This window comes from Cellulomonas sp. ATA003, assembly GCF_031582905.1.
GTDB lineage: Bacteria > Actinomycetota > Actinomycetes > Actinomycetales > Cellulomonadaceae > Pengzhenrongella.
This window is the reverse complement of sequence record NZ_CP133990.1, coordinates 1,665,421-1,691,332: the sequence shown is the minus strand read 5'-3', so window position 1 is coordinate 1,691,332 and position 25,912 is coordinate 1,665,421. Positions and strand designations below refer to the sequence as shown.

Below are 25,912 nucleotides of genomic sequence, written 5' to 3'. Positions count from 1 at the left end.
CCCGGCCCGACCTGTCGGGAGCCGTGGCGACGTGGTACCACCACGAGCCGGTCACGCTCACAGTGGTTTGGGGGCTCGCCCGAGCCCGCGGACGGCTACTCCCCTGTCGAGGAGCCGGACGGTGGTCGCGGGTCGTAGGTCTCGCCGCTCAGCGGCGCGAAGGCGGTCCAGAAGTGTCCCGGCAGTGGGTCCGGCCGCGGGGGCGGGGTGTCCTCGTCGCCGTCGGGGGTGTAGACGACCTCGATGCCGAGCTCGTCACGCAGCTCCTGGGCCAGCACGGACCCGGCGGCCGTGAAGCGGGCCTCGGTGTCGGTGTCCGGCCATTCGAGGTCGTGGGCGGACAGCGTGGTGTCGGCGTGCAGGTCCCAGGCCAGCAGCCGCTGCCGCAGCCCGTCCGAGATCGGCAGCTCAGCGAGGTCCACGGGCCCCATCTCGTCCGGGGTCCGGTACCAGACCGGCGACCCCGCCCAACCGTGGAAGAGGGCGACTCGCGCAGGGACCACCGGCTCGACCATGTCGACATGGTGTCGCGCGCCGGGTGCGGTGCGCGAGCTCACGACCGAGGCCGACGACGCCGTCGAGGTGACCGGCGCTCGCGACGACACCGCGTGGACCTCCAGGATCCGGCGGAACTCTCATTCCGGCGACCGTCTGCTTCTCCGCCAACGCGCGGCGAGGGAACGGTCCCGGTCGGGGTCGATGGCTTGTCCGTGGCGGTCGGTGAGAGTCCAGCGGCCGCGGTGGCGGCCGATCGCGATATCGCGGTCGTGGACGATCCGGTGGTGGAATGCGCACAGCAGGATGCCGTTGTCCACGCTCCTCTCCGCCGTCGCGTGCCCATTGTTCGACGTGATGCGCCTGGCAGATGATCGGTGGTGCGGTGCACGTGGGATATCGGCAGCGCTTGTCGCGGGCGATGATCGCCGCCCGCCGCGCCCGAGTGAACGTCCGTTCCGTGCGACCCACGTCCAGGACCTCGGAGTCCGGACCGAACAGGATCCGGTTCAGGCCGCCGTCGCACGCGATCCGGTCGAGGACCTTGCGCGGGACCGGGGTGCGGTCCTCGTACTGCGGTCCACCGGCGACCGTCTGTCCGGTGAGCATCGCCTTCGTCAGCACGGGCGGGGTACGGGTCGGGCCCTCGTCGCCTGAGCCGTCCCCGCTGCTGGCGTCGTCGAGCAGGCTTCCCTGCCGGGGACGGGTGTCTGCGGCGGCGACCAAGGCGGACAGGGTCGGGTAGTCCACCAGCACGGTCACCACCGGGCGCACCGCCCGCCCGGTCCCGGCGAGCCCGTTGTCCAACACGATCTGGGCCACGTCGCCCAGGGCGTGCGCCCGCCGCTGGGACGAGGTGCGGTCGTCATCCGCCGCCGGCACCGGCGTCACTGCGGCGAGGGCGGCCTTGAGCGCCTGCCCGTGCTCCGCGGTGAGCTGCCCCTCCACCCGGTATCCGTCACCGAGGCGGGCGATGTCCAGGCGTTCGCGGTCGCACGAGTCCACGTACCCGCGGTCGTCGGCGTCGGGGTCGGCGTAGGCGGCCCAGTGCCGCACCAGCACACGTGTCTCGTCCACCGACAGCTGCCGCGCCTGCTCCACGAGCAGCGCCTCGTTGCACTCGCGCTCAGGGTCCGCCAGTAGCTCACGCCGCTGCTCACTCGTCGGCGCGAGCGCCGCCATGACCTGCGCCTGCTCCACCGTCACCTCACCAGCCACCGCCGCAGCCGCCGTCACAGGCAGGTGATCGCGCAGCGTCCGACCCAGCCGCACCTGCGCCCGAGCCGCCGCGACCGAGAGCCGGTGGTCGTGGGACAGCCACACCGGAAACGACCGCGCACCACTCAGCGCCCACACGCCGTCGTCGTCGATCACCGGCAGCAACCGGACCTTCGCCACGCCCGCCCGGCTGGTTACTTCCGCGAGCCGGCGCGCCACCACCGCGGCCTGGCGACCCTCGAGTACCGACAGGTCCAGACCCGCGAGCACGTCCACCGCGGCATCCATCGCGGAAAGCGCGGCAGCGACCTCCGCGGAAAGCGGCACGGCGTCGCCGCCCGCGTTCTTCGGCGACGACGCAGACGACTCGTCCATGAATGCTGCCCTCCCGTCGCCGCGTCGCGGGTGTTCTTGACTCCGCCATTCTACGGCGGGCCTCTGACACTCGACGAAGGCCGGGAGGCCATTGTGGGCGGCACCAACACAGTGCCACCTGTGGACAGCCGGACACAATCCGCACATCCATCACGCGACGGGACGACCAACGCCTTCCACAAATCGCTGGATGGTGTCGACCGTGTCGAGGAACCAGTAGTCCCCCCACATCACCGACTCGTCCACACCGAGATTCTTCCTCTCGTGGTAGACGCCATGCTTCAACACGCCTGCCCACGCCTCGTCCGGCTGCGCGAGGAACTCGGTGCTGCCCAGGGCGACGATCGTCCGGACGGCGTGGTCGGCGTACGCGTGGGCCCGGGCGGCGTCGTCCACCAGGCCGGCGAGCTGCCACAGCCCGCCCGCCGCCGCCGCCGCCGCCGAGCTCTCCCACGGGCGCGGCGGGTCGGGCTCCGCCCAGTCGTTGGGCGGGATCAGGGCATCCCGGGTGCGCTCGAGGTAGAAGTCCGCGCATGCCTCGGCGGTCCGCAGGAAGCGGCGGTCACCGGTGAAGCGGTACACGGTCCCGAAGCCGTACAGCGCCCAGGCCTGCCCGCGCGCCCACGAGCCGTCGTCGGCGAACCCCTGCTGGGTGGTCTGCCGCAGGAAGGCGCCGGTGTCCAGGTCGAACATGCCCTCGTGCGACGCCGACCCGTCGCCCCGGACGAGGTGACGTCGCGTCGTCAGGCAGTGCTCGACGGCGACCTCCGCGAGCCGGTCGTCACCCGTGCGCTGGGCGGCGTAGAAGGCCATGTGGATGTTCATCATGATGTCGACGAACAGCGAGTCCGGGCGGCGGAAGCTCGGCATGTAGCGGCCCGCCGGGCGGTAGCGGCCGGCGGTGGTGCGGCCCGCGGTGACGAGGACGTCGTCGAGGCGGGGGTCGCCGGTGAGCTCGTACCAGCGGCGATAGGTGGACCAGAACAGGAACCCGAGGTCGTGCACCGTCGCGTCGGTCGCGCGGTGCTCGATGAGCGCCGAGTAGTGCTCCGCCTGGGCGCGGAACCGCTCGCGCGCCGCGACGTCAGGGGCGCGGTGGGAGAGCATCCACAGCTGGCCGCCGAGGAAGCCCTCGCACCAGTTGGTCCACGCCTCCCCGTCGACGACCCACCGCCCACCGTCGGTGTAGAGGGGGAACGCGTCCGGATGGTCGTCGGTGAGCGCGGCGACCTTGGCGGCGGCGGTGGTCCACGCGCGGCGGGCGACGTCGGCGAACTCGTCGGCCACGCGCAGATCGTGCGGGAGGACGACCGGCAGCGTCGTCGGGAGCACGGGGCGGTGGGTCATGACTGGTCCTCTCCACGCCCGCGGTACACCGCGGTGCGCAGCTCGCTGGCGTACTCGGTCAGTGCCGGCATGCCGAGCTCCGTCGCCACGACGATCTCGGCCTCGATGTCGTACGGCACCCGCACGAAGGCCATCCCGAAGGTGTCGGCCCGGGTTCCGCCGGGGACGCCCTCGAGGACCACGTACGACGCGGTGGTCTCGTCGAGCGGGTTGCCGACGCTGCCGGCGTTGAACAGCGTCCGGCCCCGGAACGTCTCGACGTAGGCGTCGTGCACGTCGCCGTACCCGACGACGTCCGGTGCGGCGCCGGCGCCGGTGAGCTCCGTCGTCGCGAACATCGCCGCGAACTCCTCGGGGGTGTGGTGGAAGAACACCTTGGTGTAGAGGCTGGCGGCGGACGCGTGGACGAGGCGGATCCGCCGGCCGCTCAGCTCGAGGTGGTGGACGAGCGGCAGCGCGAGCAGCCACTCCCGGTCGGCGGCGGTCAGCTCCGCGTGCCACCACGCCATCGCGGTGTCCCGGTTCGGGTCAGGTCGCGGCAGAAAGTCGTCCCAGTTGCCGCGCACGGTCACCGCGCACGCCTCCCGGCTGATCGCCACGCACTGCGACCCGCGCGGCCCCTTCCCGACGACGTCACCGAGGTTGAGCACCGTCGTGATGCCACGCGCCTCGATGTCCGCGAGCACCGCACGGAACGCGGTGACGTTGCCGTGCACGTCCGACAGCACGGCGATCCGTTCCGTCCCCATGCCCGCGCCCGCCGCGTCAGCCACGCGCCAGCGGGGCCACCCACCGCAGGCGGGTGCCCCTCCCCTGCGGCGACGGCGTGAGCGTGAAGGTGCCACCGTGCCGGCGTGCGCGGGCCGCGAGGTTCTCGGTCCCCGAGCGGCGGTCGCGCGCGGGCGGGAGACCGGAGCCGTCGTCGTCGACGACGACGGTCACCGACCCGCCCGGGTGGGCGGTCAGCTCGATGCCCACCGCCACCGCGGTGGCCCGCGCGTGCCGCGCCGCGTTGGCGAGACCCTCGCGGACGACGGCGACGACGTCGTCGGCCATGTCGTCGCCCACGCGGTCGTCGAGCGCCGCGGCGTCCCCTCCCGGGACTCCTCGGAGTCCAGCACGCGGCCGTCGACGGTGACGAGCAGCGAGGGCGCGAAGCCCAGGCCGGTGCGGGCGAGGGAGGCCTCCCGGCGCAGCCGCTCGGCGAGCGGCGCGGCGGCGTCCGGGTCGCGGAGCGCGTGCACGATCGATCGGATCTGCTTGACCGTCGAGTCGACGTTGTCCAGCGCCTCCTCGACGATGCCGGTCAGCTCCGACGGGTCGACTCCCGTGCCGCCCGCCGCCGGACCGTCTCGAGCTGCATGCCGGTCGCAAACAGCTGCTGGATCGCGAGGTCGTGCAGATCGCGGGCGATCCGCTCGCGCTCGTCCAGCAGCGCGGCGACGTCCTGGGCGTGCCGCGCCCCGGCGAGCTCGAGCGCGAGGGCGGCCTGGCCGGCGAAGGCCTGCGCGGTCGCGAGGTCGGACTCGGAGAACGGCGTCGACCCGATCCGGCGGAGCAGCATGAGCACCCCCAGACCACGACCGTCCGCCAGCAGCGGGGCGTACAGCGCCGGACCGAACTGCCGCAGCGCGGGGATCCGCACCGCGCGCGCCTCCGCGAGGTGCTCGACGAGCAGCCCCCAACCGGACGCGAGCGTGCTGCGGGCGCGCCCGTCGGGCGGCATGACCGTCCCGAGCAGGTCGTCCGCCCCCACGCCGTCGACGATCTCCATGACCCAGTCGTCCCCGACGCCCGGCAGGACGAGCGCCGCGGTGTCCGCCGCGGCGACCGTGCGCGACGAGCTCGCGACGTGCGTGAGCACCTCTTCCTCGTCGACGCCGGACAGCAGCATCGTGCTGAGCTCCTGACCGGCGCGGACCCACTGCTCCCGGCGCTCCGCGGCGGCGTACAGCTGCGCGTTCTGGATGGCCAGGGCGACCGCGGTGGCGAGGGTCTGGACGATGGCGTCGTCCTCGTCGGTGAACCCGCCCCGCTTCTCGCACAGGTACAGGTAGCCGTAGACGGTGTCGCGCACCTTGACCGCCGCTCCGAGGAACGATCCCATCGGCGGGTGGCCAGGGGGAAGCCCTCGAACGCGGGGTGCTGCGTGAGGTCGTCGAGCCGCATGGTGCCCTCGTTCGGGATCGCGGCGAGGACGCCGACGGCGTGCGGACCGCGCCCGAGCATCTGCGCGAGCCGCTCGTCGACGCCGGACTGCACGAACGTCGTGCTCTCGCGGCGGCTGTCGAGCACGTTGATCGCGCCGTACCGCGCCCCGGTCAGCGCGGCCGACGCGACGACGAAGCGCTGCAAGACCGAGGGCAGGTCGAGGTCGGAGACGAGGTTGAGCGCCGCCTGCAGCAGGTCGGCCGCCGGGATGGGGCCGGCCGCCGACCGGGCGGTGTGCTGCGTCGTCACGGGGTACTGCGACACGGTGCGGTGCTGCGGCTCGGTGCGGTGCCGCGGCTCGGTGTGGTCCTGCGGCTCGGTGTGGTCCGGCGGCTCGGTGTGGTCCTGCGGCACAGGGTGCTGGGTCACGTGATCCTCCTCGGTGCTCACCGCACGCTATCGCCGCACGTACGCCCCAGACGCGCGACGCGGTCGGGGCGGGAGGCTCGGGACGCCGTGCCGAGCCGGGACAGCACGAGCAGCCGCACCCGGCCGGACGGTCTCGGGACCAAGGTCCCGCGCCGATGCACCCACCCGAACGGTCCAATGGATCAGGACGGACGACGGCCACCAGGAGGCGGACACCCATGATCACGGTCCACGAGCCCGAGCGCTCGACCCTGCACGACGGCGGCGCGACGGTCGAGGTGCTCTACGCGGGCCCGGACGACGTCCGGGTCGAGCTGGTCACCGATCCCGCACGTACCACCCACCACGCCGGTGCCCGACTGCTGTGCGCTGCGGTCGCCCAGGCCAGGGCGCGTCACGCCCGCCTGGTCCACACCGTGCTGGACGCCTCGGCGCCGTCGGGCGCCGCCTACCTCGCAGCACTGCGCGACCGGCTCGGCGCCGACGTCGCCGACATCTCGATGCGCCGCGCCGGCTCGAGCGTCATGGTGACGCTCGACCTCCTGCCCGCGCGTCCGCGGCGGCCTCTCACGGTCACCGGGACCGCCCCCGGGCGTGTGCCGGCTGCTCGCACGGCACCCGTCGGGCGGCAGCAGGCGCGTCCCGTCACCCGTCACACCACGCACCGCTCCCTGGGGAGGACACCATGACCGAACCCGACGCCGCCGTCGTCCCGCTGTCGGACGACGGCGCCTGGGAGTTCCTGCGCACGCAGGAGCTCGGGCGCCTCGCGTTCCACCTGCTCGGCGAGGTGCACATCGTGCCGATCAACTACACGGTGAGCGGCCGGCGGATCCTCGTACGCACCGCACCGGGGAGCAAGCTCCTCGGCGTCGTCATGGACCAGGACGTCGCCTTCGAGGTCGACGAGGTCGACCAGGAGGCCGCCACCAGCGTCGTCGTCCGTGGGGCGGCATCCTCCTCGGCGACGCGGAGGCCGACGAGGCGCGCCGCATCATGCGGCCGTCGTGGGTGTCCACGGACAAGGACGAGGTCGTGGCCATCGACGCCACCGAGATCTCGGGTCGGTCCTTCGTGCTCGACCGTCGCGAGCGGAGCCGCTCGGTCTAGCGACGAGCACGCTCGGCCCGGTCGCCGGCCGACCCGTCACGGTCCGAGCCCGTGACCGCCCGACCCCGTCACGGTCGGGTCCCGTCGAGCACGAGACGCACGGCCTCCCCGGGACGGACCTGCGCGAGCCGGTCCACGTCGCGGTCGTGGACGACCGCCACGACCGGGTACCCGCCGGTCACGGGGTGGTCGGCGAGGAAGACGACCGGCAGCCCGGACGGCGGCACCTGCACCGCGCCGAGCACCACGCCCTCGCTGGGCAGCTCGTCGGTCGCCGCGTGCTCGAGCGGCTCGCCCTCGAGGCGCAGCCCGACCCGGTCCGCCTGCGGTGAGACGGTCCAGGTCGCCGCGGTGAGCCGCTCGAGGCTCGACGGGGTCAGCCGGTCCGCGCGCGGACCCCGCCGCACGCGCACCTCGACGGGCGGCGGGGTGCCGTCGGTGGTCCGCCCGGCCGACGGGCCGCGCGGGTCGCCCGGGTCGCGCTCGTCGGGCTCGTCCGGCCACGCGGCGACGGCGTCCGGGGCGGGCCCAGGACGCCCAGCACGTCCCCCGTCCGCAGCGGGGACGGCCCGAGGCCCGACAGCACGTCGGTGGACCGGCTGCCGAGCACCGGCGCGACACCGATCCCACCCCGGACCGCGACGTAGGAGCGCAGCCCGGACGCCGGCGCACCGAGCCGCAGCCGCTCGCCGTCGGGCAACGCGAACGGCCGCCCCGGGCGCGGGTGTGCCCGCTCGCCACCGTCCGCGGCGAGCACGGTGAGGGGCGCGGGCGCGCCGGTGACGGCGAGCACCTGCGGGCCGTGCGCGCGCAGGACCAGCCCGCCGAGCACCACCTCGATCACGGCGGCGCCGCGCGGGTTGCCGACGAGCCGGTTCGCGCGCACGGCGGCGTCCCGGTCCAGGGCCCCGGACGCACCCACGCCGCGGGCGAGGTGACCGGGACGCCCGAGGTCCTCGACGAGGGCGAGCGGTCCGGTCGCGACCACCTCGAGCGACGGCGCACCGGGCGAGGCGTCCGGCACCGGTGACCCCGACCGGGCGGGGGCCCCCGTCACGACCTCGCGGACCGCGCGGAACCGCACCCGCGTCCCGGCCGGGACCAGCGCGGGCTCGGGCCGCGCGAGGTCCCACAGCACGGCCGCGGTCCGCCCGACGAGCTGCCACCCCCGGGTGACCGGCGCGGGTAGACCGCCGAGTACGGTCCGGCCAGCGCGACCGAACCGGCCGGGACCGCGGTGCGCGGCGTGGCGCGCCGGGGGACGTCGAGCGGGTCGCCGTCGGGCTCGAGGTAGGCGAACCCGGGCGCGAACCCCACGAACGACGCCGTCCACGACCGCTCGGTGTGGGCCGCGACCACGGCCGCGGGGGACGTCCCCAGTGCCGCGGCGACGTCGGCGAGGTCCGCGCCGTCGTAGACGGTCTCGATGACGACGACGTCGCCCGTGGTCGGGTGGTCCGCCTCGGGAAGCGCCGGCAGCTCGGCGAGCACGCCCGCGAGCCGGTCGGCGAGGCGTGGGTCGGCCGCGGCGGCCGGCGTGAGGTGGACCAGCAGGGTCCGGGCACCGGGCTGCATCTCGCCCAGCCCGGTCGGCGGGTCGACGTCGAGCGCGGCACGCAGCCCTCGCACCTCGGCGCCGTCACGGCACTCGACGAGCAGGGCTCGGCCACCGACCGGGTGCACCGCGCGTCCCACCCGTGAGGTGCGGGTCGGTGCGCTCACACGAAGCTCGCCACGCGCACACCCGCACCGGCCAGTGCGGCGCGGACGGCGGTCGCGATCGCGACCGCCCCGGGGGTGTCACCGTGCACGCACACGCTCTCGGCGTCGACGCCCAGGACGTCGCCGTCGACGGTGACGACCGTGCGGTCGACGGCCATCCGGACGACGCGGGCCGCGACGGTCTCGGGGTCGTGCAGGACGGCGCCCGGCGCGCCGCGCGGGACGAGCGTGCCGTCGGCCGCGTAGGCACGGTCGGCGAAGGCCTCGGTGACGGTGCGCAGCCCGGCGGCGTGCGCCTCCGCGGCGACGACGCTGCCGGGCAGGACGACGATCGGCAGACCGGGGTCGACGTCGACCACCGCGCGCACGACCGCCCGCGCCTGCTCGCGGTGGTGGACGATCGCGTTGTACAGGGCCCCGTGCGGCTTGACGTAGCGGACGCCGGTGCCCGCGGTCCGCGCGAGCGCGGCGAGCGCGCCGATCTGGTGGACGACGTCGGCCGTGAGCTCGGCCGGGGCGACGTCGACGAAGCGGCGCCCGAAGCCGGCGAGGTCGCGGTACCCGACGTGCGCGCCGACGCTCACCCCGGCCGCTGCCGCGGCGGCGCAGGTCCGCTGCATCGTGAGCGGGTCCCCCGCGTGGAAGCCGCACGCGACGTTCGCGCTCGACACCAGCGGGATCACCGCCGCGTCGTCGCCCATGGTCCAGGCGCCGAAGGACTCGCCGACGTCGCTGTTCAGGTCGATCTGCACGCGGCGGCTCCTGGCGGGACGGGCAGCGGGACGGGTGCTGGGGACGGGCGGCGGGGACGGGCGGCGGGGACCGATCGGTGCGTGGTCGCAGCCCCGCCTCGCCCACGCGCCGCCCCTCAGGGTCATGGTAGGCAGGCCCGGTGACCTGGATCCCGACGCTCCTCGGCGCGCTGCTGGTCGCGCTGACGCTGCGCGACGCCTTCCACACGCTGTGGCACCCCTCGGGCGAGGGCACGACGAGCAGGGTGCTGAGCCGGCTGCTCTGGCGGGCCGGTGGCCGGATGGGACGACGAGGACGTGAGCTCGCCGGCCCGCTGCTGCTGGTCGGCGTCGTGGTGGTGTGGACGGTGCTCGTCATCACCGGGTTCGCGCTCGTGTACTGGCCCCGCATGGACTCCGGGTTCGCCTTCTCCCCGGGCCTGGCGCCCGGGGCGCGGAGCGACCTGCTCGACGCGGTGTACCTCTCCACGGTGGTGACCGGGACGCTCGGCTTCGGGGACGTCGTCGCCCGGGACGGCTGGCTGCGGATGGTCACCGCCGGCCAGGGGCTCGTGGGCTTCGCGCTGCTCACCGCGGCACTGTCCTGGGTCCTGCAGACCCAGCAGATCCTGGGGCGACGCCGCTCTCTCGCGCGCCTGCTGTCCGCCCACCGCCGTGGGACCGAGGAGACCGCGACCGTCCCCTCGGTGGAGCTCCTGGACGGCCTCGCGCGCGACCTGGCCCGCACGCACGTCGACCTCGGGCAGTCGGCCTCGACGTACTACTTCCACGAGCGCGACGAGACCTCGGCGCTCGCGCTCGCGCTGCCGCACGCCGCGGACCTCGCGCGGCGGGCACGGGGCAGCGACGACCCGGACCGGCGCGCCGCCGCCCGGATGCTGGACGTCGCCCTGGACGACTACGCCGCGCTCCTCGGTGAGCGCTTCGTGGCCTCGGGTCCCCGCGCGCAGGTGCTGGATCGCTACGCGCGGGACCAGGGGTTCGGCCCCGACTGAGCCGCGCCGTCCCCTCCCCCGGCGTCGTCGGGTACCCGTGCCCATGTCCATGTCCGTGTCCGTGCCCCGCCCGGACGGCGGCGAGCAGGCCGGCGACCGTGAACGTCACGGTCGCCGCCAGGACGGCGAGCATGGGCGCGGCCCAGGTCCCCGTCGTGGCGTGCAGGCCACCGGCGACCAGGGGGCCGGTGGTCGCGGCGAGGTAGCCCCCGGTCTGGACGCGCGCCGACAGGGTCGCCGTCTCGCGGTCGGACCCGGCCACGCGCGCCACGATGGAGAACAGCGCGGTGAACCCGCCGCCCTGGGCGACCCCACCGATGACCGACCAGGTCGTGGCGGCACCCGGCGCGAGCAGCAGGCCGATCGGCAGCGCGCACCACAGGGCGCCGATGAGAGCCACCGGCACCCACGCCGGCGCACGGACCGCGAGAGCGGGCACGGCGAAGGCGCCGACGACGGCGGAGACCTGGAACAGCGAGGCGACCGCGCCCGACGACGCCGCATCGAGCCCGCGCTCCTCGGTGAGCAGGCTCGGCAGCCACGCGGTCACGGCGTAGTAGGCGAACGACTGCCCGCAGAACGCGATCATGACCAGCCACCCGATGCGGGACACCTCGCGCGAGGGCGCGACGTGCGGCGTCGGCACGCCGGCCCGGGCGCGGTGCGCCCGCCCGGCGCCGCGTGTCACCGCCGCCCAGAACGCCGCGGCCAGGACCGCCAGGAGACCCCATGCCGCGAGCGCGCCGCGCCAGCCCAGCACCTGCGCGAGCGGCGCCGTGCCGATCGACGTGATCATGGACCCGATGTTGAGGGCCGCGGAGTACGCCGCGGTGACCGCACCGACCCGTCGCGGCGGGACGTCGCGCCGGATGAGGACGGGCACCACGATGTTGCCGATCGTCACGGCGACGCCGATGAGCACGGTGCCGGCGAGCACGACCGATGTCGGTCCGGCCGACCGGACCAGGGTGCCGAGCAGCACCCCGAGCAGGCACACCAGCACCGCGGTCTCGGCACCGGCGCGGCGGATCACCCGGGTGGCCAGGGGCGTCGCCAGGGCGAAGCAGAGCACCGGGATGCCGGTGAGCAGGCCGGCGACCGCGGCGGAGATCCCGAGGTCGGCGCGGATGTCGCCGATCACGGGGGCGGCGCGACGATCGGGCCGCGCAGGCTCAGGGCGGTGAGCAGGACGCCGAGGACGACGGGCCAGACGATGCGGCGGGACGACGCGATGGAGGTCGACCCGGGCACCGCGCCACTCTAGGTGGCCGTGGCGGGGGCCGGTCCCGGCGTCCGCACCGGGTCGCGGACGGCCGGCGTCGGGGTGACGATGGCCACCCCGATCCCCGGACGACAGGAGTGGCACGGATGAGCGCCGACCAGGACCAGACCCGCAAGGTCGCCGAGCTGCTGGAGGGTCAGCGGATCGCGATGCTCACCACGCGCGCCCTCGACGGCACCCTGACGAGCCGCCCCATGGCGCTGCAGGAGGTCGAGTTCGACGGCGACCTGTGGTTCTTCAGCGAGGCCGACGCGCGCAAGCTCACGCACGTCGCCGCCGACCCGCAGGTCAACGTGACCGTCGGATCCGGCGCGAGCTGGGTGTCGCTCACCGGCACCGCGCGGGTCGTGCGCGACGACGCCAAGAAGCGCGAGCTGTGGAACGCCGGCGTCGAGGCGTGGTTCGGCGACGCCGAGCCGGAGTCGCCGGGCGTCGCCCTGCTGCACGTCGAGGCGACGTCCGCCGAGTACTGGGACTCCCCGGCGGCCGGGTCGCGACGCTCATCAGCTTCGTCAAGGCGAAGGCGACCGGGGAGCGCTACTCCGGCGGGGAGAACGAGCGCGTCGACCTCTAGCGCGGGTCGCCGGGCTCGCGGGCACGCCCCGCGATGACGGCGGTCATCCGCGCCCGGGCGCGGCCTCGCAGTGGCAGGCTCGCCGGGTGACCATCGTCGACCGGCTCCGGGAGCGCTTCTGGTTCGTCCCGGCCCTGCTGTGCCTGGCCGCGCTCGTGCTCGCCGAGGGTCTCGTCGTGATCGACGAGCACGTCGGCGTCGGCGACGTGCCCGGCTGGGTACGCGCGGTGCTCTACCGCGTCGGCGAGAGCGGAAGCCGGGACATCCTCGGCGCCATCGCGACGTCGAGCCTCGCGGTGGCCGGGACGACGTTCTCCATCACCATGGCGGTGCTCGCGCTGACCTCCTCCAGCTACGGGCCACGCCTCGTCCGCAACTTCATGGCGGACCGCGGGAACCAGACCGTCCTGGGCGTGTACGTCTCGACCTTCCTGTACAGCGTGCTCGTGCTCCGGTCGATCCGCGCCATCGGGGACCCGGGCGACCCCGAGGCCGACGTGTTCGTCCCGCACCTCGCGGTGAACGCCGCCGTCGTCCTGGCCCTGGCGAACGTCGCCGTGCTCGTCTACTTCATCCACCACATCACCGACTCGATCCAGGTCTCCACCCTGGCGCGCGAGGTGCGCGACGACCTGGCCCTCGTGGTCGACCGCATGTACCCGGCCGACGTCGGCCGGGACGCCCGCGCGGACCGCGGCGCCGCCGCGGACGACGGCGCGGTCGACGACGCGGCCGACGACGACCCGGCCGACGGCGACGCCGCCACGCCGCGCTTGCGGGCCGGGCTGCCCGAGCACCCCGATGCGCAGGGGTTCGCGGTGACGACCGAGGTGACCGGGTACGTGCACCACGTCCGCGACGACGACCTCATGGCGGCGGCGTGCGACGCCGACGTCCTGCTGGTGCTGCGCACCCGGCCCGGACGGTACGTGTGCGCCGGTGACGTGATCGCCGTCGTCCACCCGTCCGCCCGTGCGCACGACGAGGTCGTCGCGGGCGTCCGGCAGGCGGTGTCCGTCGCGGACGAGCGCAGCCCCGTGCAGGACGTCGAGTTCGCGATCCAGCAGCTCACCGAGATGGCGGTCCGCGCGCTCTCCCCCGGGACGAACGACCCGTACACGGCCGTCAACGCGCTGCACGACCTCGCCGCCGGCCTGACCGCGCTGGCCTCCCGTGACCTGCCGTCACCGGACCGCGTGGGCCCCGACGGCGCCCTGCGCGTGCACGCACCGCGTCCCGACCCCGTCGAGCTCATCAGCACGGTCGTCGACCACATGCGGTGGTACGCGGCGTCGTCGCCGACGGTGATGCACGCGACGCTGGACCTCGTGGAGCAGGTCACCGCACACGCCCGGACGGCCGAGCTGCGCGACCGGATGGCGGTCCAGGTCGGGTTGCTGCGCGACGCCTTCCAGGGCGCCGGCCACCACGACCACGACACGCGCCGGTACGACGAGCACGCCGTCCGGGTGCTGCGTGCGGTGCGCCCCGGCTGACCCACCCCGTCGCGGCGGTGCCCGGACGAGCACCTCGCCGCCTCGCGACCCGTCGTCGCCGCAGCGCGCCCGCGAAGGGACGCCCGCCCGTCGCACCGTGTTCACCCGTGCGCCGCCGTGGGGTCACCCCGCCTGCCTAGCGTCCCGGTGGACCGGCCCACGACCTCAGGAGTCCCCGTGCTCGTCCACCGCGCTCCGTCCCCCGCCGCGCCCCGCGTCCCCACGGCCTCCGAGCCCCGCGCCCCTGAGGTGCCCGAGGTGCCCCACCTGTCCGGCTCCCCGCCCCTGCCGACCCCGCCCGGCCGGCAGGACGGATCTCGGTCGTGCTGGTCGAGCACCGGCTCGCCGAGGACGGCGCGAGCCGCTCCAACCTGCGGCTGGCCCATCGCTGGTCGGCTGCGGGGGTCGCGGTGCGCGTGCTGGCGCTGCAGCGTCCGGGCGCGGACGCGGGTGCACCGGTACCGCCCGGCGTCGAGCCGGTCCACCCGTGGGGTGCGCGCGAGCCGCGCCTGCGCTGGGCACTGCTCGGCGGGCTGATGCGCCTCGTGGTGCTGGCACGCCGCACCGACGTCGTCCTCGTGGGGAGGGAGATCGGCTGGGGCCTGCTGGTGGGGCGCGTGGCCGCGCTGATCGCCCGGCGGCCCTGCGTCGTCATGGTGCGCTCGGAGCCACGGGCCGCGCTCGAGCAGTACGTGGCGCGCCGCCTGCAGGGACCGATGCGGTGGGCGCTGCGCACCGCCGACCGCGTCGTGTGCATCACCCCCGGGCTCGTGGAGCCGACGGTCGCGATGGGTGTCTCCCCCGAGCGGGTCACGGTCGTGCGCAACGGGGTGGACGTCGCGGCGATCCGCGCCGCCGCGGCCGCGTCACCGTCGGTCGAGGTGCCCGGCACCGGTCCGGTCGTCGTCGGCGTGGGCCGGCTGTGCCGGCAGAAGGGCTTCGACGTGCTGGTGCGGGCCCACGCCCGGGTCGTCACGTCGGGTCTGCCGCACCGGCTGGTCCTGCTCGGCGAGGGGCCGGACCGCGCCGAGCTGACCCGGCTCGCCGCCGAGCTGGGCGTCGCCGACAGCGTGACCATGCCCGGGTTCGTCGCCGACCCGGTCGCGACGGTGGCCCGGGCCGACCTGTACTGCCTGCCGAGCCGCTGGGAGGGGTTCGGTCAGACGCTCGCCGAGGCCCTCGTCGTCGGGACGCCGGCCGTCGCGGCGGACTGCGTGTCGGGGCCGCGGCTCCTGCTGGGTGACGGGTCCCGCGGCGCGCTCGTGCCCGTGGACGACGTCGCCGCGCTCGCGGACGCCATCGGGCGTCACCTGCGCCGGCCCGAGGTGCTGCGCGGGATCGCCGCCCGGGCGCAGCCGTGGGCCGCCGCCCACCTCGACGTCGGCCGGACCGCCGACGGCGTCCTGGGTGTGCTCGCGGACGTCGTCGTCAGCCGGTGACGGCGGCGACCGGGGGCGTCGGGCGGACGTTCGTGGGGTAGCCGGTCCACAGACCGTCCGGACCGGCAAACGCCGGGACGTCGCGGGCGGGCACCGGACGGCTGAACAGGTACCCCTGCACCACGTCGCACCCCAGGTCCGCGAGGACGCCCAGCTGGGCCGGCGTCTCGACGCCCTCGGCGACGGTGAGCATGCCCATCGCGTGCGCCATCTCGATCATGGCCCGGACGACGTGCTCGGATCCCGCCTCCACCCCGAGCGGGGTGATGAACGATCGGTCGAGCTTGACGAGGTCCCACGGGAAGTGGGCGAGGCGCGACATGGAGGACCAGCCCGCCCCGAAGTCGTCCAGCGCCAGTCGGACCCCGAGCGCACGCAGGTCGCGCAGCACCGCGAACGAGTCCCGGTCGGCGCCGGTGGTCTCGGTCAGCTCGAGCCACAGGGTGTCCGCCGGCGTGCCGGCGCGGTCGAGCGCCGCGCCCACGGTGTGCACGAGCCGGGGGTCGCGCAGCTGCACCGGTGACACGTTGACGGCGACGGACGGCAGGGACCCGAGTGACGTCGCCCAGTGGTGCTGCGCGGTGAGCGTGCGGCCGAGGACCGTGTCGAACAGCCGACCGGCGAGTCCGGTGGCCTCCACCGCGGGGACGAACCGGTCGGGTCCGATGAGCCCGCGCTCCGGGTGGTGCCAGCGCGCGAGGGCCTCCAGCCCGAACAGCGCGCCGGTCGCGACGACGACCTCGGGCTGGAACACGCACCGGATCTGTCCGCCGTCGAGCGCGGCGGGCAGGTCGGCCTCGATGCGGCGACGTTCCACGACGCGGGTCCGCAGCGCGTCGTCGAAGTGCACCACCCGGCCGCGCCCGAGGACCTTGGCCTCCAGGAGTGCCGCGTCGGCCCCGTTGAACACCTCGTCGGCGTCGGCGTCCGGCGCTCCCATCGCCAGCCCGACCGACAGGGACGGCGAGATGCGCTGGTGCGTGTCGAGCGACAGGGACGGCGCGACGGCGTCCACCACACGCTGGGCGAGGGCACCTGCCTCGGCCACGTCGACGTCGGTCAGCAGCACGACGAACTCGTCACCGCTGATGCGGGCGACGATGTCGTCCTCGCGCACGGCCCCACGGATCCGGTGACCGACCGTCACGATGAGCTGGTCCCCCGCCGCGTGGCCGATCGTGTCGTTGACGGTTTTGAGGTGGTCGATGTCGCACACGAGGAGCGCGGTGCGGTCGGGCGCCGCCGCGTCGCTCCCGAGCGCGGTGCTCATCTCGGCCCGCAGCCCCGCGCGGTTCGGCAGTCCCGTGAGGTGGTCGTGCGTCGCCTCCCGGCGCAGCACACGGTCCAGCTCACGTCGGTCGGTGAGCTCACCGACGACCACCGCGGTCATGAGCGCGGAGGACACCGTGACGGCGAGGAACAGCTGCAGTGCGGTCAGCTCGTCGTCGACCTGCGCCGGTGCGTGGACCAGGGCCGCGGTGTGCAGCCCGTTGGCGACGAGCGTGACCCCCAGCGTCAACCACGCGACGCCGCGCAGGCCGAAGCGCAGCGCCGCCCACATGAAGAAGGGCACCACGACGACGGTCGGCACCTGCGCCCACTCGAGACCCGGCGGGGGAACACCAGCACCGCGACCACGCCCGCACCCAGGCACAGCGTCGCCACCTCGGCCGCGGACCGTCGTGGCCCGCGGACGCGGCCGGCGAGCACCACCGGGGCGACGACGAGCACGCCCAGCGCGTCCCCCACCGCGTACTCCGGCCAGACCTCCCACCACGTCAGCTCACCGACGAGGAGCACGCTGCCCGCGGTGCCGATCGTGGCGCCGACCGCGGGGGCGACGCCGCCCGCGAGGGTCAGGAACAGCACGAGCTGGCGCACCGGGGCGAGGGCGGCGTCACGGTTCCCGAACCGCCGGAAGAGCATCGCGCCGATGAGCGGCTCGACGCAGTTGGCGAGCGCCCACACCAGGCTCGGGGCCAGGGCGTAGCCGTGGAGCAGGTCACCGCCGGCCTCCGCGACGGCGACACCGGCCAGCGCCCAGACCCACAGGCGGGGCGGGAGCAGCAGCAGCGCGGCGACCGTGAGCCCGGCCGCCGGCCACAGGGCGGCGCCGCTGGACACCGGGTCCCGCAGGAGGAAGACGACCTGCGCCGCGGCGAGATAGCCGGCGAACGCCACGGCGAGGACGGCGGGACCCGACCACCACCGCGTGAGCAGCCCACGGGTGGGTGCGGCGTCGGCCGGTGCGCGCGTCGGGCCGGGGACCGCCAGCGGACGCGTTGGGCCGGGAGTGGTCACGAGGGTCCGTTCGGTCGGGGCGCGGAGGGTGGTCGCCTCCACATCGGCACGCCGGACCGCGGACTTGAGCGGTCGGCCGGGGCGGCGCCGGGGCCGCACCGGGACGGCTCACCCGGGCCGCGCACCGGCGCCGTCCGTGCCGCCGGGCGTCGTGCCCGACGGCGCGGAGGGCAGCTCAGAGACCGAGCTTCTTGCCCAGCCCGCCACCGAGGCCGCCGCCCAGGCCGCCGAGCAGGCTCCCCACGTCGATCCCAAGCCTGCTCAGCAGATCCTGGTGGCCGCTGTCGTCGGTGTCCACCTGGCCCGGAAGCTCCCGGTCCGCCTGGGCGGCCTTGTCGTCCTTTCCCTGGGACTTCAGCAGGTCGAGGATCTGGCTCTTGTCGATGTTCATCGCGTGGCATCTCCCTGTGGTGCTGGCGCCCGCGGGTCGACCGGCCGCACCGGCCCTACCGGCCTCGCCGGCCGGGCCGACAGGCCGTGGGGCCGGGGGAACGGACCACGGGCGGAGCGACGTCGCCGCTCGTCCACCACCTTCTCGTCAGCGTCCGAGGGCTGCAACGGGGGCCGGACGCAGCGGCGGCCGTGGCCTCGGCAGGGATCCCATCGCGGTCAGCACGCTCCCGACATGGGCCGCGGGCGCCGGGCGGCCGAACAGGTAGCCCTGCGCCGCCTCGCAGCCGAGCGTCTGCAGCTCGTCGCGCTGGCGCTGGGTCTCCACCCCCTCGGCGACGACGGTGAGCCCGAGCGCCTGCGCCATGGAGATGACCGCGGCCACGATGCGGGTGTCGCTGGGGTCCTCGCCGAGGCCGCTGATGAAGGACCGGTCGATCTTCAGGACGTCCACGGGCAGGGTCTTGAGCATGGACAGGCTCGAGTAGCCGGTGCCGAAGTCGTCCAGCGCGATCCGGACGCCGAGCGCCCGGATGCTCGTCAGCGTCGCCCGCGCGGCGTCCGGGTCCGCCATGACCGCCGACTCCGTGACCTCCAGGCCGACGGCTGCCCCGGGGACCCCGGTGGCCGCGAGCGCGTCGGTGACCGTCCGGACGAAGCCGGGTGCGGCGAGCTGGTGAGCGGAGACGTTGACCCACAGCGTGAGCGTGCGAGCGGCGGGGTGCCGCTCACGCCACTCGGCCAGCTGTCGGCACGCGCCGAGCAGCACGTCGGCGCCCAGCTCGACGATGAGACCGGTGCGCTCCGCGATCGGGACGAAGTGCGCCGGAGGCACCGGTCCGAGACCCGGCCGCGTCCACCGCAGGAGCGCCTCGAACCCGATGACGCCCCCGGTGCGCGCGTCGACCTCGGGCTGGAAGGTCAGGGTGAGCTCGTCGGTGCCGATCGCCCGGCGCAGGGCCAGGCTGGTCTCGAGCTCGGTCGCCGCCGCGGCCTGGAGCGTGGCATCGCACACGCGCACGCGGGCGCGACCGGCCTGCTTCGCGTCGTGCATGGCGAGGTCGGCGTCCCGCAGCAGGGCGTTGAGGTCGTCGGTGCCGCTGAGCGTCGTCGTCGCCAACCCGATGCTCATGGACAGCTCGACGGTGTGGCCCGGGATGCGCAGCGGGGTGGCGGTGAGCCGCGCCGCGTGGTCGGCCACCGCGACCGCGTCGTCGGGTGCGACGTCCGCGAGCACGACGGTGAAGGCGTCGCCGGCGAAGCGGCACACGACCGCCCCCGGCGGGACGGCCGAGCGCAGGGCGTCGGCCACGGCGACGAGCACGTCGTCGCCGGCCGCGTGGCCCAGGGAGTCGTTGACCATCTTGAAGCGGTCGAGGTCGCAGAACAGCACCGCGTGCGTGCGACCGGGTCCCGCGGACTCGGCCAGCACACGGGCCGCGGCGTCCAGGAACGCGGCGCGGTTGTGCAGCCCGGTGACGGTGTCCCGGGTGGCGAGGCGGGTCAGCGCGACCCGGGACCGGTGCCGCTCGATCGCGACCCGGGTGAGGTCGCGGAACGCGGCGAGGCTCACCCGGTCGCCCTCGTGCACGTGCTGGCCCGGACCCCGCCGGTAGACGGCGAACGTGCCCAGGACGGTGCCGTCGCTGCCGATGACCGGCGACGACACGCACGACGTCAGCCCGTGCTCCCGTGCCAGGTCGCGGAACGCCACCCACTTGGGGTCGCTGGCGATGTCGGTGACGACGACCTCCTCGCGCCGGTGCACGGCGGTCCCGCACGACCCGACACCCTCCCCGGCCCGCAGGCCGTCGATCGCGGCCCGGTACGCGGCGGGCAGGCTGGGAGCCGCGCCGTCGCGCAGCGTCACGCCGTCGTCGTCGAGCAGCAGCACCGAGCACAGCAGCCCGGGCGCGACCACGCGCTCGACGTTGCGGGCGAGGCGGTCGAGCACGTCGGTCAGCGGGGCGCCGGAGGCCACCGCCTCGAGCACGTCGCGCTGCGCCTGCTGCTCGAGCCGGTGGCGCCGGTGCCGCAGGTGGCCGGAGGCCTGGTCCGCGAGGTCGGCGAGCGCCGCGAGCAGCGCGTCGTCGGCGACGCCGCGCGGCTCGGGGTCGGAGACGCACACCGCACCGAGGACGACGCCGTCGGGGCTCAGCAGTGGTGCGCCGGCGTAGAAGCGGGTCCTGCCGGCGACGACGGACGGGTGCGCGGCGAGCCGCCCGACCGCGCGGCAGTCCGACACGTGCAGCGGGTGACCCGCCGTGACCACGTGCGCGCAGGCGGAGACCTCGTCGGGGACCGTGTGCTCCACCTCGCGCGCGGGGTCGACGGAGGTGACGACGAGCACGCGCCCCGGTGTCACGAGCGTGACGGCGCCGACCGCGGCCCCGCTGACGGCCGCCGCGAGGCGCGCGAGCGGCGCCATCTCCCGGCGCAGTGCCGCCAGGTCCCGCTCGAGCGCCTCGACAGCGGACACCCGGTCGGGGTGCCCGACGGCGTCACGGACCTCGGCTGCGGTGAACACGGGCGTCCGTCCTGTCGTCGGGCGACCGGCATCCCGGTCTCACCGGTGCCCATCGGCTGCCCGCACCCGCGCGAGAGGAGGCGATCGGGTGACGCCGCGGTCCGACGGGGCGGACCGGTCCGTGCCTGCCGCGTTCCTGCCGGGTGCCTGCCGGGTGCCTGCCGCGTGCCGGCCGCGTGCCGGCCGGGGTGCCTGCCGCGTGCCGGCCGGGGTGCCGGCGGAGCGTCAGCCGAGGCGCAGCCGCACCGTCACCGTGCCGGGAGAGCGCCACGTGACGTACAGCCGGGTGCCGCCCAGCGCGTCGGTGCCGCCCAGGAACGTGTACGCCTCCCCCGGCCGGTAGACGGCGGGCCGGTCCAGCCCGGAGCCGAACCCCGGCCCCACCACGAGCGTCCGGCCGTCGCGGGTGTACCGCGCCTCGCCGTCCGCGAGCTCGAACCGGCCGTCGCCCAGGTCGCGGGCACCGCTGATCTGCCCACCCGGAGCCAGCGCGAGCTCGAGCGCGTGCCCGGTGGCGGGGCCGTCGGTGGTCACCGTGAGGTCGACCCCGTCGTCGTGCAGGTCCACGGTGACGTCGGTGCGGAGCGTCACGACGTCGCGCTCGCGCCGGGAGAAGCTCATCGCCGCGGCGAACCGGCCCTCGTGCTCGAGCGTCCACCCCGCTCCCCGGTGCGGGACGACGCCTCGAGCGGCTGGTAGTAGGACGCGCTGACCTCCTCGGCCAGCCGCACCCGGTCGCCGGCCACCGACATCGTCGAGGCACGGAACGGGCCGAGGCCGAAGAAGTCGCGCGACAGCCGGACGGACTCGACCGCCGGACCGCCCAGCGCGGCGCGCAGGAAGGTCGGGTTGCAGGCGAGCCCCGAGGCGATGCGCCCGAGCGCGGGCACGTCCGAGCCGCCGTAGACGACGAACCGCGACCCGGTCGTCGGCCGGCGGTCCACGAGCAGCCCCGCCGAGGCGAAGTGCCGGCGCACCGGCGGGACGTCGTCGGCGGCGGTGTGCGGGGGCAGCGCTGCGGCCAGGATGGGGTCGAGCAGCTGCTGGGCGAGCACGTCGACCGGGTCGACGCCCGGCGACGTCGCGGCACGGGCGGCACCGGACGCGCACCGCGCGCAGTGGAACCGCAGCGCGGCCCACCGCAGCTGCCCCAGGAACGGGCCCAGCGGGAACGGGGCGTTCTGGTCCTGCCGCCGCGAGTGGACCGTCTCGACCGCACCAGCCGGATCGGTGAGGTCGAGCTGCGCGTGCAGGTCGCGGTGCACCACGTCGTGGAGGTCCGGCCGGCCCACGAGCCCGCCGAGGGCGGTGAGCGACGGGTTCGACACGTGCGCGGCGTAGTTCGGGCTGCGCTCGCTGTACAGGCCGTCGTCGTCGACGTCGACGCCCTCGGCGAGCCAGGCCCGTGCCCGGTCCAGCAGGGCGTCGTCCCCGAGGAGGGTGCCGGTGCGCGCCAGGGCGCCCGCGAGCTCCCACCGGTGGTTGGGGGTGTGGACGCCGCCGGTGGCCAGGGCCCCGGCGGCGGATGCCAGCACGCGGGTGAGCCGCGCCTCCAGGGCGTCCAGACCCCGGCCGTCGTGCCGGCGCAGGAGGTCGGTGACGATCGCGACGTCGGCGATGGTGAACGCGGAGTCGGGCGGTGAGGCGAGGTTGTCGCCGCTGGAGAAGAGACCACTGGGCGCCTGGAGCGCCTCCAGGTCGCCGAGCCACCGCCCCGCCCGCTCGACCGCTGCGGGGTCGCCGCACCGGGTCGAGGCCGGGTGGAGCACGACGACCACGGCGGCCTTGACCATCGCCATGAGCCCACGGTGGCCGCGGGCGCGGTAGCCGACCTCGAGCCTGCCGGAGAGCAGCCCCTCGACCTCCGCGTCCGCCGCGGCGACGAGGCCGGTGACCGCCGTGGTGTCGACCGCCCCGTCGATCGTGGTGGTACCGCTCGTGGTGGTACCGCGGGTGGTGTCCGTCGTCCGCACGCCGTCAGTCCTTGAGGCCCGAGTTGATGTCCGCGCTCATGATCTGCCGCTGGAAGATCGCGAACAGGACGAGCATCGGGATGAGCGAGATGATGGAGGCCGAGAGCAGGACCGACCAGTCGATGTTGTCCGCGCCGACGATGCTGCGCAGCGCCACCTGCAGGGTGTAGCGGTCCGGGTCCCGGAGGATGAGCAGCGGCCAGATGTAGTCGTTCCAGCGCCACTGGAACGAGAAGATCGCGAGCACGACCATGATCGGCTTGGCCAGCGGGAGCATGATCCGCCAGAAGAGCCCGAACTCGCCGACCCCGTCGATGCGCGCCGCCTCCATGAGCTCGTCCGGGATGGTCGAGAAGTACTGCCGGAACATGAAGATGCCGGTCGCGGTGACGATGGACGGCACGATGATGCCGGCCAGGGTGTCGTAGAGGCCGAGGTCGCGGACGACCGCGAACGACGAGGGCATGATGACCTCGGTCGGCAGCATCGTGGTGGCGAGGATGCAGATGAAGAAGCCCTTGAGCCACCAGGCCTTGTACTTCGCGAACGCGTACCCCGTCGCGGCGCTCACGATCACCGTGAAGACGGTGGTGACCACCGCGACGATGGTCGTGTTGACGAAGTACCGCTGGAAGTCGAACCGCGTCCACGCCGTGGTGTAGCCCGACAGGGTCCACCTCTCGGGCAGGATCGACAGCGGGAGGCTGAACAGCTCGGAGCCCGGCTTGAACGAGCTGAGGAAGAACCACAGCAGCGGGAACAGGTACAGCGCCGCGACCACCCACAGGACGATCGTCATCGGCGCCCAGCGCAGGGACCTCATGACAGGGCACTCTTCCGGTCGAAGCGGAGCTGGATCACGGCGATGACGATGAGCACGACCATGAGCACCATCGAGGCGGCGCTGGCGTAGCCGATGTCCGCTCGTTCGAAGCCGGTCCGGTAGATGTACTGGACGATCAGCATGTTCTCGGTGCCCGGGCCGCCGTCGTTGAGCGCCTGGATGAGCGCGAACTCCTTCATGGACCCGATGGTCGACAGCAGGATGACCATGAACGACGTCGGGCCCAGCAGCGGCAGGGTGATCCGGAAGAACCGCTGCGTCGGGCTCGCCCCGTCGAGCTCGGCGGCCTCGAGGTAGGACCGCGGGATGTTGCGGATCGCCGCGATGAACAGCAGCAGGTTGAACGCGGTGCCGCCCCATGTCCCGGCGACCAGGATCACGAGCAGCCCCAAGGTGCCGTCCGTCTGCCACGGCACCGGGTCGGCGCCGAGCTGGCCGATGAGGAAGTTGACGAAGCCGAAGTTCTCCCCGAAGAGCCAGCGCCAGATGACCCCGGCGACGATCGGCGAGATCAGCCAGGGCAGGAAGAAGATGATGCGGGCCGCGTTCTTGCCCTTCGCCGCGGTGTTGACGAGCAGGACCGCCAGCGCGAGCGCGACGACGTAGTGCGCGGGGACGGCGAGCAGCGTGTAGAGGGCGGTGCGGGTCAGGGCCGCGTAGAACGCCTCGTCGGCGAAGAGCTCGGTGTAGTTCTCGAGGCCGATGAACTCCATGTCGCCGACGCCGCGGTAGTCGGTGAAGGAGTAGACGAGGCCCAGGGCGCCCGGCCACAGGAAGAACAGGCAGAACAGGACGACGGCGGCCGAGATGAACAGCAGCGGCGCCAGCCGGTGGGACGGGTTCCCGCGGCGGCGGCGGCCGGCGCGCGGGACCGGTGCCCCGGACGTCGGCGCCCCGGCCGACGCCTGCGTGGGCGTCGAGAGTGCGGCCATGGTGATGCCCTTCACTGCCGTCACGTCGGACGGATCGGGTCGACGTCCGGACGTGGGCGTCCGGGCGAGGGGACGAGCGGGGGGACGGGCGAGGCGGTGCGCGTGGTGCGGCCGGTGCTCCCGACCGCACCACGCGCTCCGGGTCACTCCGGCAGTGCGCCGAGCTGGTCGGTGAGCTGGGCGTTGATGTTGTCGATGGTGGTGTCGACGTCCTGCTCGTCGTTGAGGTACTTCACGACCTCGTCGCGGACCGGGTCGCCGTCGGTGGCCAGGCCGGCGACCTCGTACGCGAGGTCGCGCCGCTTGATCTCCTTGACGATCGGGTCCGAGGCGGCGATCTCCTCGTTGTACAGCTCGAACGCCTCGGGGTCGGTGGCGTACGTGACCTCGAGGCCCTCGATCGCCGGCAGGAAGCTCGACGTCTCCGCGAGCTCGCGGTAGTTCTCCGGCTCGTACATCCACTCGACGAAGTCGACGGCGGCGTCCTGCTGGTCGCCCTCGAAGACGACGACGTTGGCGGCGTTGCCGTAGTTCGCGGCCCGCACCGGCTGCATCGGCAGCCGGACGGGAGCCCACTCGAAGTCGGCGATGTTCACCGCGAAGTCGGCGATCTGCCACGAGCCGGAGTAGTACGACACGACGTCACCGCTCTTGAACAGCGCGTTGCCGTCCGCGTCGCTCAGCCAGACCGAGCGCGGCATGAACGAGTCGTCGTTGAGGCTCTTGAAGTACTCGAGCGCGACCTTCATCTCCTCGTCGGTCTCGAACTCGCCGTCCTCGTTGGCCTGGAAGTACTCCGAGCCGAACTCGAACAGGAACGACTTGAGGCGGTGCGAGGACCGGTCCATGACCATCCCGTAGGTGGTCCCGGTCGCCGCCTGGACCTCCTTGACCGCGGCGACGTACTCGTCCCACGTCCAGATGTCGTCCGCGGTGGTCGGGTACGCGACACCGGCCTCGTCGAAGAGCGTCTTGTTGATGAACAGGCCCACGGCGGTGACGTCGGTCGGCAGCGACAGCACCTTGCCGTCCGGGTCGACGGCGGCGAGCTCGGCGTTGATGTCGCTGCCCTCGAGGATCGGGCTGAGGTCGACCGTGAGGTCTCCCCAGACGGGGTCCACCCCGCCGACGCGGGCGAGCGCCGGGAGGTCGTTCGCCTGGGCGGCGTTCTTCAGCTTGGTGGGGAGGTCGGCGTTGGCGATGTCGACGATCTCGACGGTCACCCCGGTCTCCTCCTCGTACTTCTCCGCCATCGCGGCGAAGCCGCCGCCCTGGTTGGCGTCGCCGGAGAGGAAGAACTGCAGGGGCTCGTCGGTGCCGGCCTCGCCCGTGGCGCCGCCGTCGTCTCCGCCGCCGCACGCGGCGACGACGCTCAGCACGACTCCGGTGGCCAGCGCTGCCGTGACGCGCCGCGATCGGGTGGTGAACATGGTGTCTCCTTCTGCGGGCCGCAAGGGCTGCGACCTCGTCGTCGTACCGCTCATCGGTGAGCCGTGTCCGCGGGGCCCGGGGAGGCAACCGCTTTCCGGTGGCACCTTTGTCCGGACATGCGGACATGCT

The 25,912-nt window shown here is 74.4% G+C and carries 24 protein-coding genes and 2 pseudogenes; 6 read left to right on the top strand and 20 right to left on the bottom strand.

Annotation, left to right across the window (positions count from 1 at the left end):
• Positions 1-95: 95 nt before the first annotated feature.
• From REH70_RS08265 to REH70_RS08240, 6 genes are all read right to left on the bottom strand, one after another.
• Positions 96-422, bottom strand: a complete 327-nt coding sequence (locus REH70_RS08265) for a hypothetical protein (protein WP_310753671.1) — start codon at positions 420-422, stop codon at positions 96-98.
• Positions 409-2,088, bottom strand: coding sequence for a DUF222 domain-containing protein (locus REH70_RS08260; protein WP_310753669.1), 1,680 nt, complete (start codon positions 2,086-2,088; stop codon positions 409-411). The genes REH70_RS08265 and REH70_RS08260 overlap by 14 nt, the downstream gene beginning before the upstream one ends.
• A gap of 150 nt (positions 2,089-2,238) precedes the next feature.
• Positions 2,239-3,435, bottom strand: a complete 1,197-nt coding sequence (locus REH70_RS08255) for a glycoside hydrolase family 88 protein (RefSeq protein WP_310753668.1) — start codon at positions 3,433-3,435, stop codon at positions 2,239-2,241.
• Positions 3,432-4,208, bottom strand: a complete 777-nt coding sequence (locus tag REH70_RS08250) for a metallophosphoesterase family protein (RefSeq protein ID WP_310753667.1) — start codon at positions 4,206-4,208, stop codon at positions 3,432-3,434. The genes REH70_RS08255 and REH70_RS08250 overlap by 4 nt, the downstream gene beginning before the upstream one ends.
• Positions 4,201-4,503, bottom strand: a complete 303-nt coding sequence (locus REH70_RS08245) for an ATP-binding protein (RefSeq protein WP_310753665.1) — start codon at positions 4,501-4,503, stop codon at positions 4,201-4,203. The genes REH70_RS08250 and REH70_RS08245 overlap by 8 nt, the downstream gene beginning before the upstream one ends.
• Before the next feature lie 238 nt (positions 4,504-4,741).
• A complete protein-coding gene (locus REH70_RS08240) occupies positions 4,742-6,235 on the bottom strand; it encodes a GAF domain-containing protein (protein ID WP_310753663.1) in 1,494 nt (497 codons plus the stop codon).
• Between REH70_RS08240 and REH70_RS08235 the strand changes: the two genes are divergently transcribed.
• Positions 6,234-6,704 (top strand): hypothetical protein, encoded by a 471-nt coding sequence (locus REH70_RS08235; RefSeq protein ID WP_310753662.1) that lies wholly within the window; start codon positions 6,234-6,236, stop codon positions 6,702-6,704. The two genes, REH70_RS08240 and REH70_RS08235, sit on opposite strands and share 2 nt — an antisense overlap.
• A complete protein-coding gene (locus REH70_RS08230; protein ID WP_310753660.1) occupies positions 6,701-7,180 on the top strand; it encodes a pyridoxamine 5'-phosphate oxidase family protein in 480 nt (159 codons plus the stop codon). Before REH70_RS08235 ends, REH70_RS08230 begins: the two co-directional genes overlap by 4 nt.
• Before the next feature lie 13 nt (positions 7,181-7,193).
• Here REH70_RS08230 and REH70_RS08225 read toward each other — a convergent pair.
• The 4 genes and pseudogenes from REH70_RS08225 to REH70_RS08210 all read right to left on the bottom strand — a co-directional run.
• Positions 7,194-7,616, bottom strand: a pseudogene (locus tag REH70_RS08225) (allophanate hydrolase subunit 2 family protein); the annotation flags it as partial.
• Positions 7,502-8,011 (bottom strand): hypothetical protein, encoded by a 510-nt coding sequence (locus REH70_RS08220; protein WP_310754199.1) that lies wholly within the window; start codon positions 8,009-8,011, stop codon positions 7,502-7,504. The gene REH70_RS08220 and the pseudogene REH70_RS08225, both read right to left, overlap by 115 nt.
• Before the next feature lie 167 nt (positions 8,012-8,178).
• The gene (locus REH70_RS08215; protein ID WP_310753659.1) at positions 8,179-8,847 is read right to left on the bottom strand and encodes a carboxyltransferase domain-containing protein; all 669 of its coding nucleotides are present in this window, start codon (positions 8,845-8,847) and stop codon (positions 8,179-8,181) included.
• Positions 8,844-9,599, bottom strand: a complete 756-nt coding sequence (locus REH70_RS08210) for a 5-oxoprolinase subunit PxpA (RefSeq protein ID WP_310753658.1) — start codon at positions 9,597-9,599, stop codon at positions 8,844-8,846. The genes REH70_RS08215 and REH70_RS08210 overlap by 4 nt, the downstream gene beginning before the upstream one ends.
• 140 nt (positions 9,600-9,739) lie before the next feature.
• Here REH70_RS08210 and REH70_RS08205 point away from each other — a divergent pair, with 140 nt between their 5' ends.
• Positions 9,740-10,594 (top strand): potassium channel family protein, encoded by an 855-nt coding sequence (locus tag REH70_RS08205; protein WP_310753657.1) that lies wholly within the window; start codon positions 9,740-9,742, stop codon positions 10,592-10,594.
• A gap of 382 nt (positions 10,595-10,976) precedes the next feature.
• Here the strand turns inward: REH70_RS08205 and REH70_RS08200 are convergent.
• Positions 10,977-11,735: pseudogene (locus tag REH70_RS08200) on the bottom strand (MFS transporter); the annotation flags it as partial.
• Between the two features lie 227 nt (positions 11,736-11,962).
• Here REH70_RS08200 and REH70_RS08195 point away from each other — a divergent pair.
• The 3 genes from REH70_RS08195 to REH70_RS08185 all read left to right on the top strand — a co-directional run bounded on the left by REH70_RS08195 (position 11,963) and on the right by REH70_RS08185 (position 15,385).
• Positions 11,963-12,487 carry a nitroreductase/quinone reductase family protein gene (locus tag REH70_RS08195; RefSeq protein WP_310753656.1) on the top strand — a complete coding sequence of 175 codons (525 nt, stop codon included), beginning with the start codon at positions 11,963-11,965 and terminating at the stop codon, positions 12,485-12,487.
• Positions 12,488-12,536: 49 nt separating this feature from the next.
• Positions 12,537-13,946: a DUF2254 domain-containing protein gene (locus tag REH70_RS08190; RefSeq protein ID WP_310753654.1), complete on the top strand. Its 1,410-nt coding sequence runs from the start codon at positions 12,537-12,539 to the stop codon at positions 13,944-13,946.
• A 323-nt stretch (positions 13,947-14,269) separates the two neighbouring features.
• Complete coding sequence (locus tag REH70_RS08185; protein WP_310753653.1) at positions 14,270-15,385, top strand: glycosyltransferase; 1,116 nt, start codon at positions 14,270-14,272, stop codon at positions 15,383-15,385.
• Here the strand turns inward: REH70_RS08185 and REH70_RS08180 are convergent.
• From REH70_RS08180 to REH70_RS08140, 9 genes are all read right to left on the bottom strand, one after another.
• The gene (locus REH70_RS08180) at positions 15,375-16,958 is read right to left on the bottom strand and encodes an EAL domain-containing protein (protein ID WP_310753651.1); all 1,584 of its coding nucleotides are present in this window, start codon (positions 16,956-16,958) and stop codon (positions 15,375-15,377) included. The two genes, REH70_RS08185 and REH70_RS08180, sit on opposite strands and share 11 nt — an antisense overlap.
• Positions 16,901-17,686 carry an MASE1 domain-containing protein gene (locus REH70_RS08175; protein WP_310753650.1) on the bottom strand — a complete coding sequence of 262 codons (786 nt, stop codon included), beginning with the start codon at positions 17,684-17,686 and terminating at the stop codon, positions 16,901-16,903. The genes REH70_RS08180 and REH70_RS08175 overlap by 58 nt, the downstream gene beginning before the upstream one ends.
• A 175-nt stretch (positions 17,687-17,861) precedes the next feature.
• On the bottom strand, positions 17,862-18,077 hold the full coding sequence (locus REH70_RS08170; protein ID WP_310753649.1) for a hypothetical protein: 216 nt from the start codon (positions 18,075-18,077) through the stop codon (positions 17,862-17,864).
• Between the two features lie 147 nt (positions 18,078-18,224).
• On the bottom strand, positions 18,225-20,603 hold the full coding sequence (locus tag REH70_RS08165) for an EAL domain-containing protein (protein WP_310753647.1): 2,379 nt from the start codon (positions 20,601-20,603) through the stop codon (positions 18,225-18,227).
• 225 nt (positions 20,604-20,828) lie between these two features.
• The gene (locus tag REH70_RS08160; protein ID WP_310753645.1) at positions 20,829-21,224 is read right to left on the bottom strand and encodes a hypothetical protein; all 396 of its coding nucleotides are present in this window, start codon (positions 21,222-21,224) and stop codon (positions 20,829-20,831) included.
• The gene (locus REH70_RS08155) at positions 21,221-22,576 is read right to left on the bottom strand and encodes a hypothetical protein (RefSeq protein ID WP_310753643.1); all 1,356 of its coding nucleotides are present in this window, start codon (positions 22,574-22,576) and stop codon (positions 21,221-21,223) included. The genes REH70_RS08160 and REH70_RS08155 overlap by 4 nt, the downstream gene beginning before the upstream one ends.
• Positions 22,577-22,580: 4 nt before the next feature.
• Positions 22,581-23,399, bottom strand: coding sequence for a carbohydrate ABC transporter permease (locus tag REH70_RS08150; protein WP_310753641.1), 819 nt, complete (start codon positions 23,397-23,399; stop codon positions 22,581-22,583).
• A complete protein-coding gene (locus REH70_RS08145) occupies positions 23,396-24,367 on the bottom strand; it encodes a sugar ABC transporter permease (RefSeq protein WP_310753639.1) in 972 nt (323 codons plus the stop codon). The genes REH70_RS08150 and REH70_RS08145 overlap by 4 nt, the downstream gene beginning before the upstream one ends.
• Positions 24,368-24,495: 128 nt before the next feature.
• A complete protein-coding gene (locus REH70_RS08140; RefSeq protein ID WP_310753637.1) occupies positions 24,496-25,782 on the bottom strand; it encodes an extracellular solute-binding protein in 1,287 nt (428 codons plus the stop codon).
• Positions 25,783-25,912 lie beyond the last annotated feature (130 nt).

Excerpts from the sequence above, each read along its gene's own strand:
- REH70_RS08260 (WP_310753669.1), bottom strand. The coding sequence starts at position 2,088 with ATGGACGAGTCGTCTGCGTCGTCGCCGAAGAACGCGGGCGGCGACGCC.
- REH70_RS08255 (WP_310753668.1), bottom strand. The coding sequence starts at position 3,435 with ATGACCCACCGCCCCGTGCTCCCGACGACGCTGCCGGTCGTCCTCCCG.
- REH70_RS08235 (WP_310753662.1), top strand. The coding sequence starts at position 6,234 with ATGATCACGGTCCACGAGCCCGAGCGCTCGACCCTGCACGACGGCGGC.
- REH70_RS08240 (WP_310753663.1), bottom strand. The coding sequence starts at position 6,235 with ATGGGTGTCCGCCTCCTGGTGGCCGTCGTCCGTCCTGATCCATTGGAC.
- REH70_RS08230 (WP_310753660.1), top strand. The coding sequence starts at position 6,701 with ATGACCGAACCCGACGCCGCCGTCGTCCCGCTGTCGGACGACGGCGCC.
- REH70_RS08195 (WP_310753656.1), top strand. The coding sequence starts at position 11,963 with ATGAGCGCCGACCAGGACCAGACCCGCAAGGTCGCCGAGCTGCTGGAG.
- REH70_RS08170 (WP_310753649.1), bottom strand. The coding sequence starts at position 18,077 with ATGAACATCGACAAGAGCCAGATCCTCGACCTGCTGAAGTCCCAGGGA.
- REH70_RS08160 (WP_310753645.1), bottom strand. The coding sequence starts at position 21,224 with ATGAGCTTCTCCCGGCGCGAGCGCGACGTCGTGACGCTCCGCACCGAC.
- REH70_RS08150 (WP_310753641.1), bottom strand. The coding sequence starts at position 23,399 with ATGAGGTCCCTGCGCTGGGCGCCGATGACGATCGTCCTGTGGGTGGTC.
- REH70_RS08140 (WP_310753637.1), bottom strand. The coding sequence starts at position 25,782 with ATGTTCACCACCCGATCGCGGCGCGTCACGGCAGCGCTGGCCACCGGA.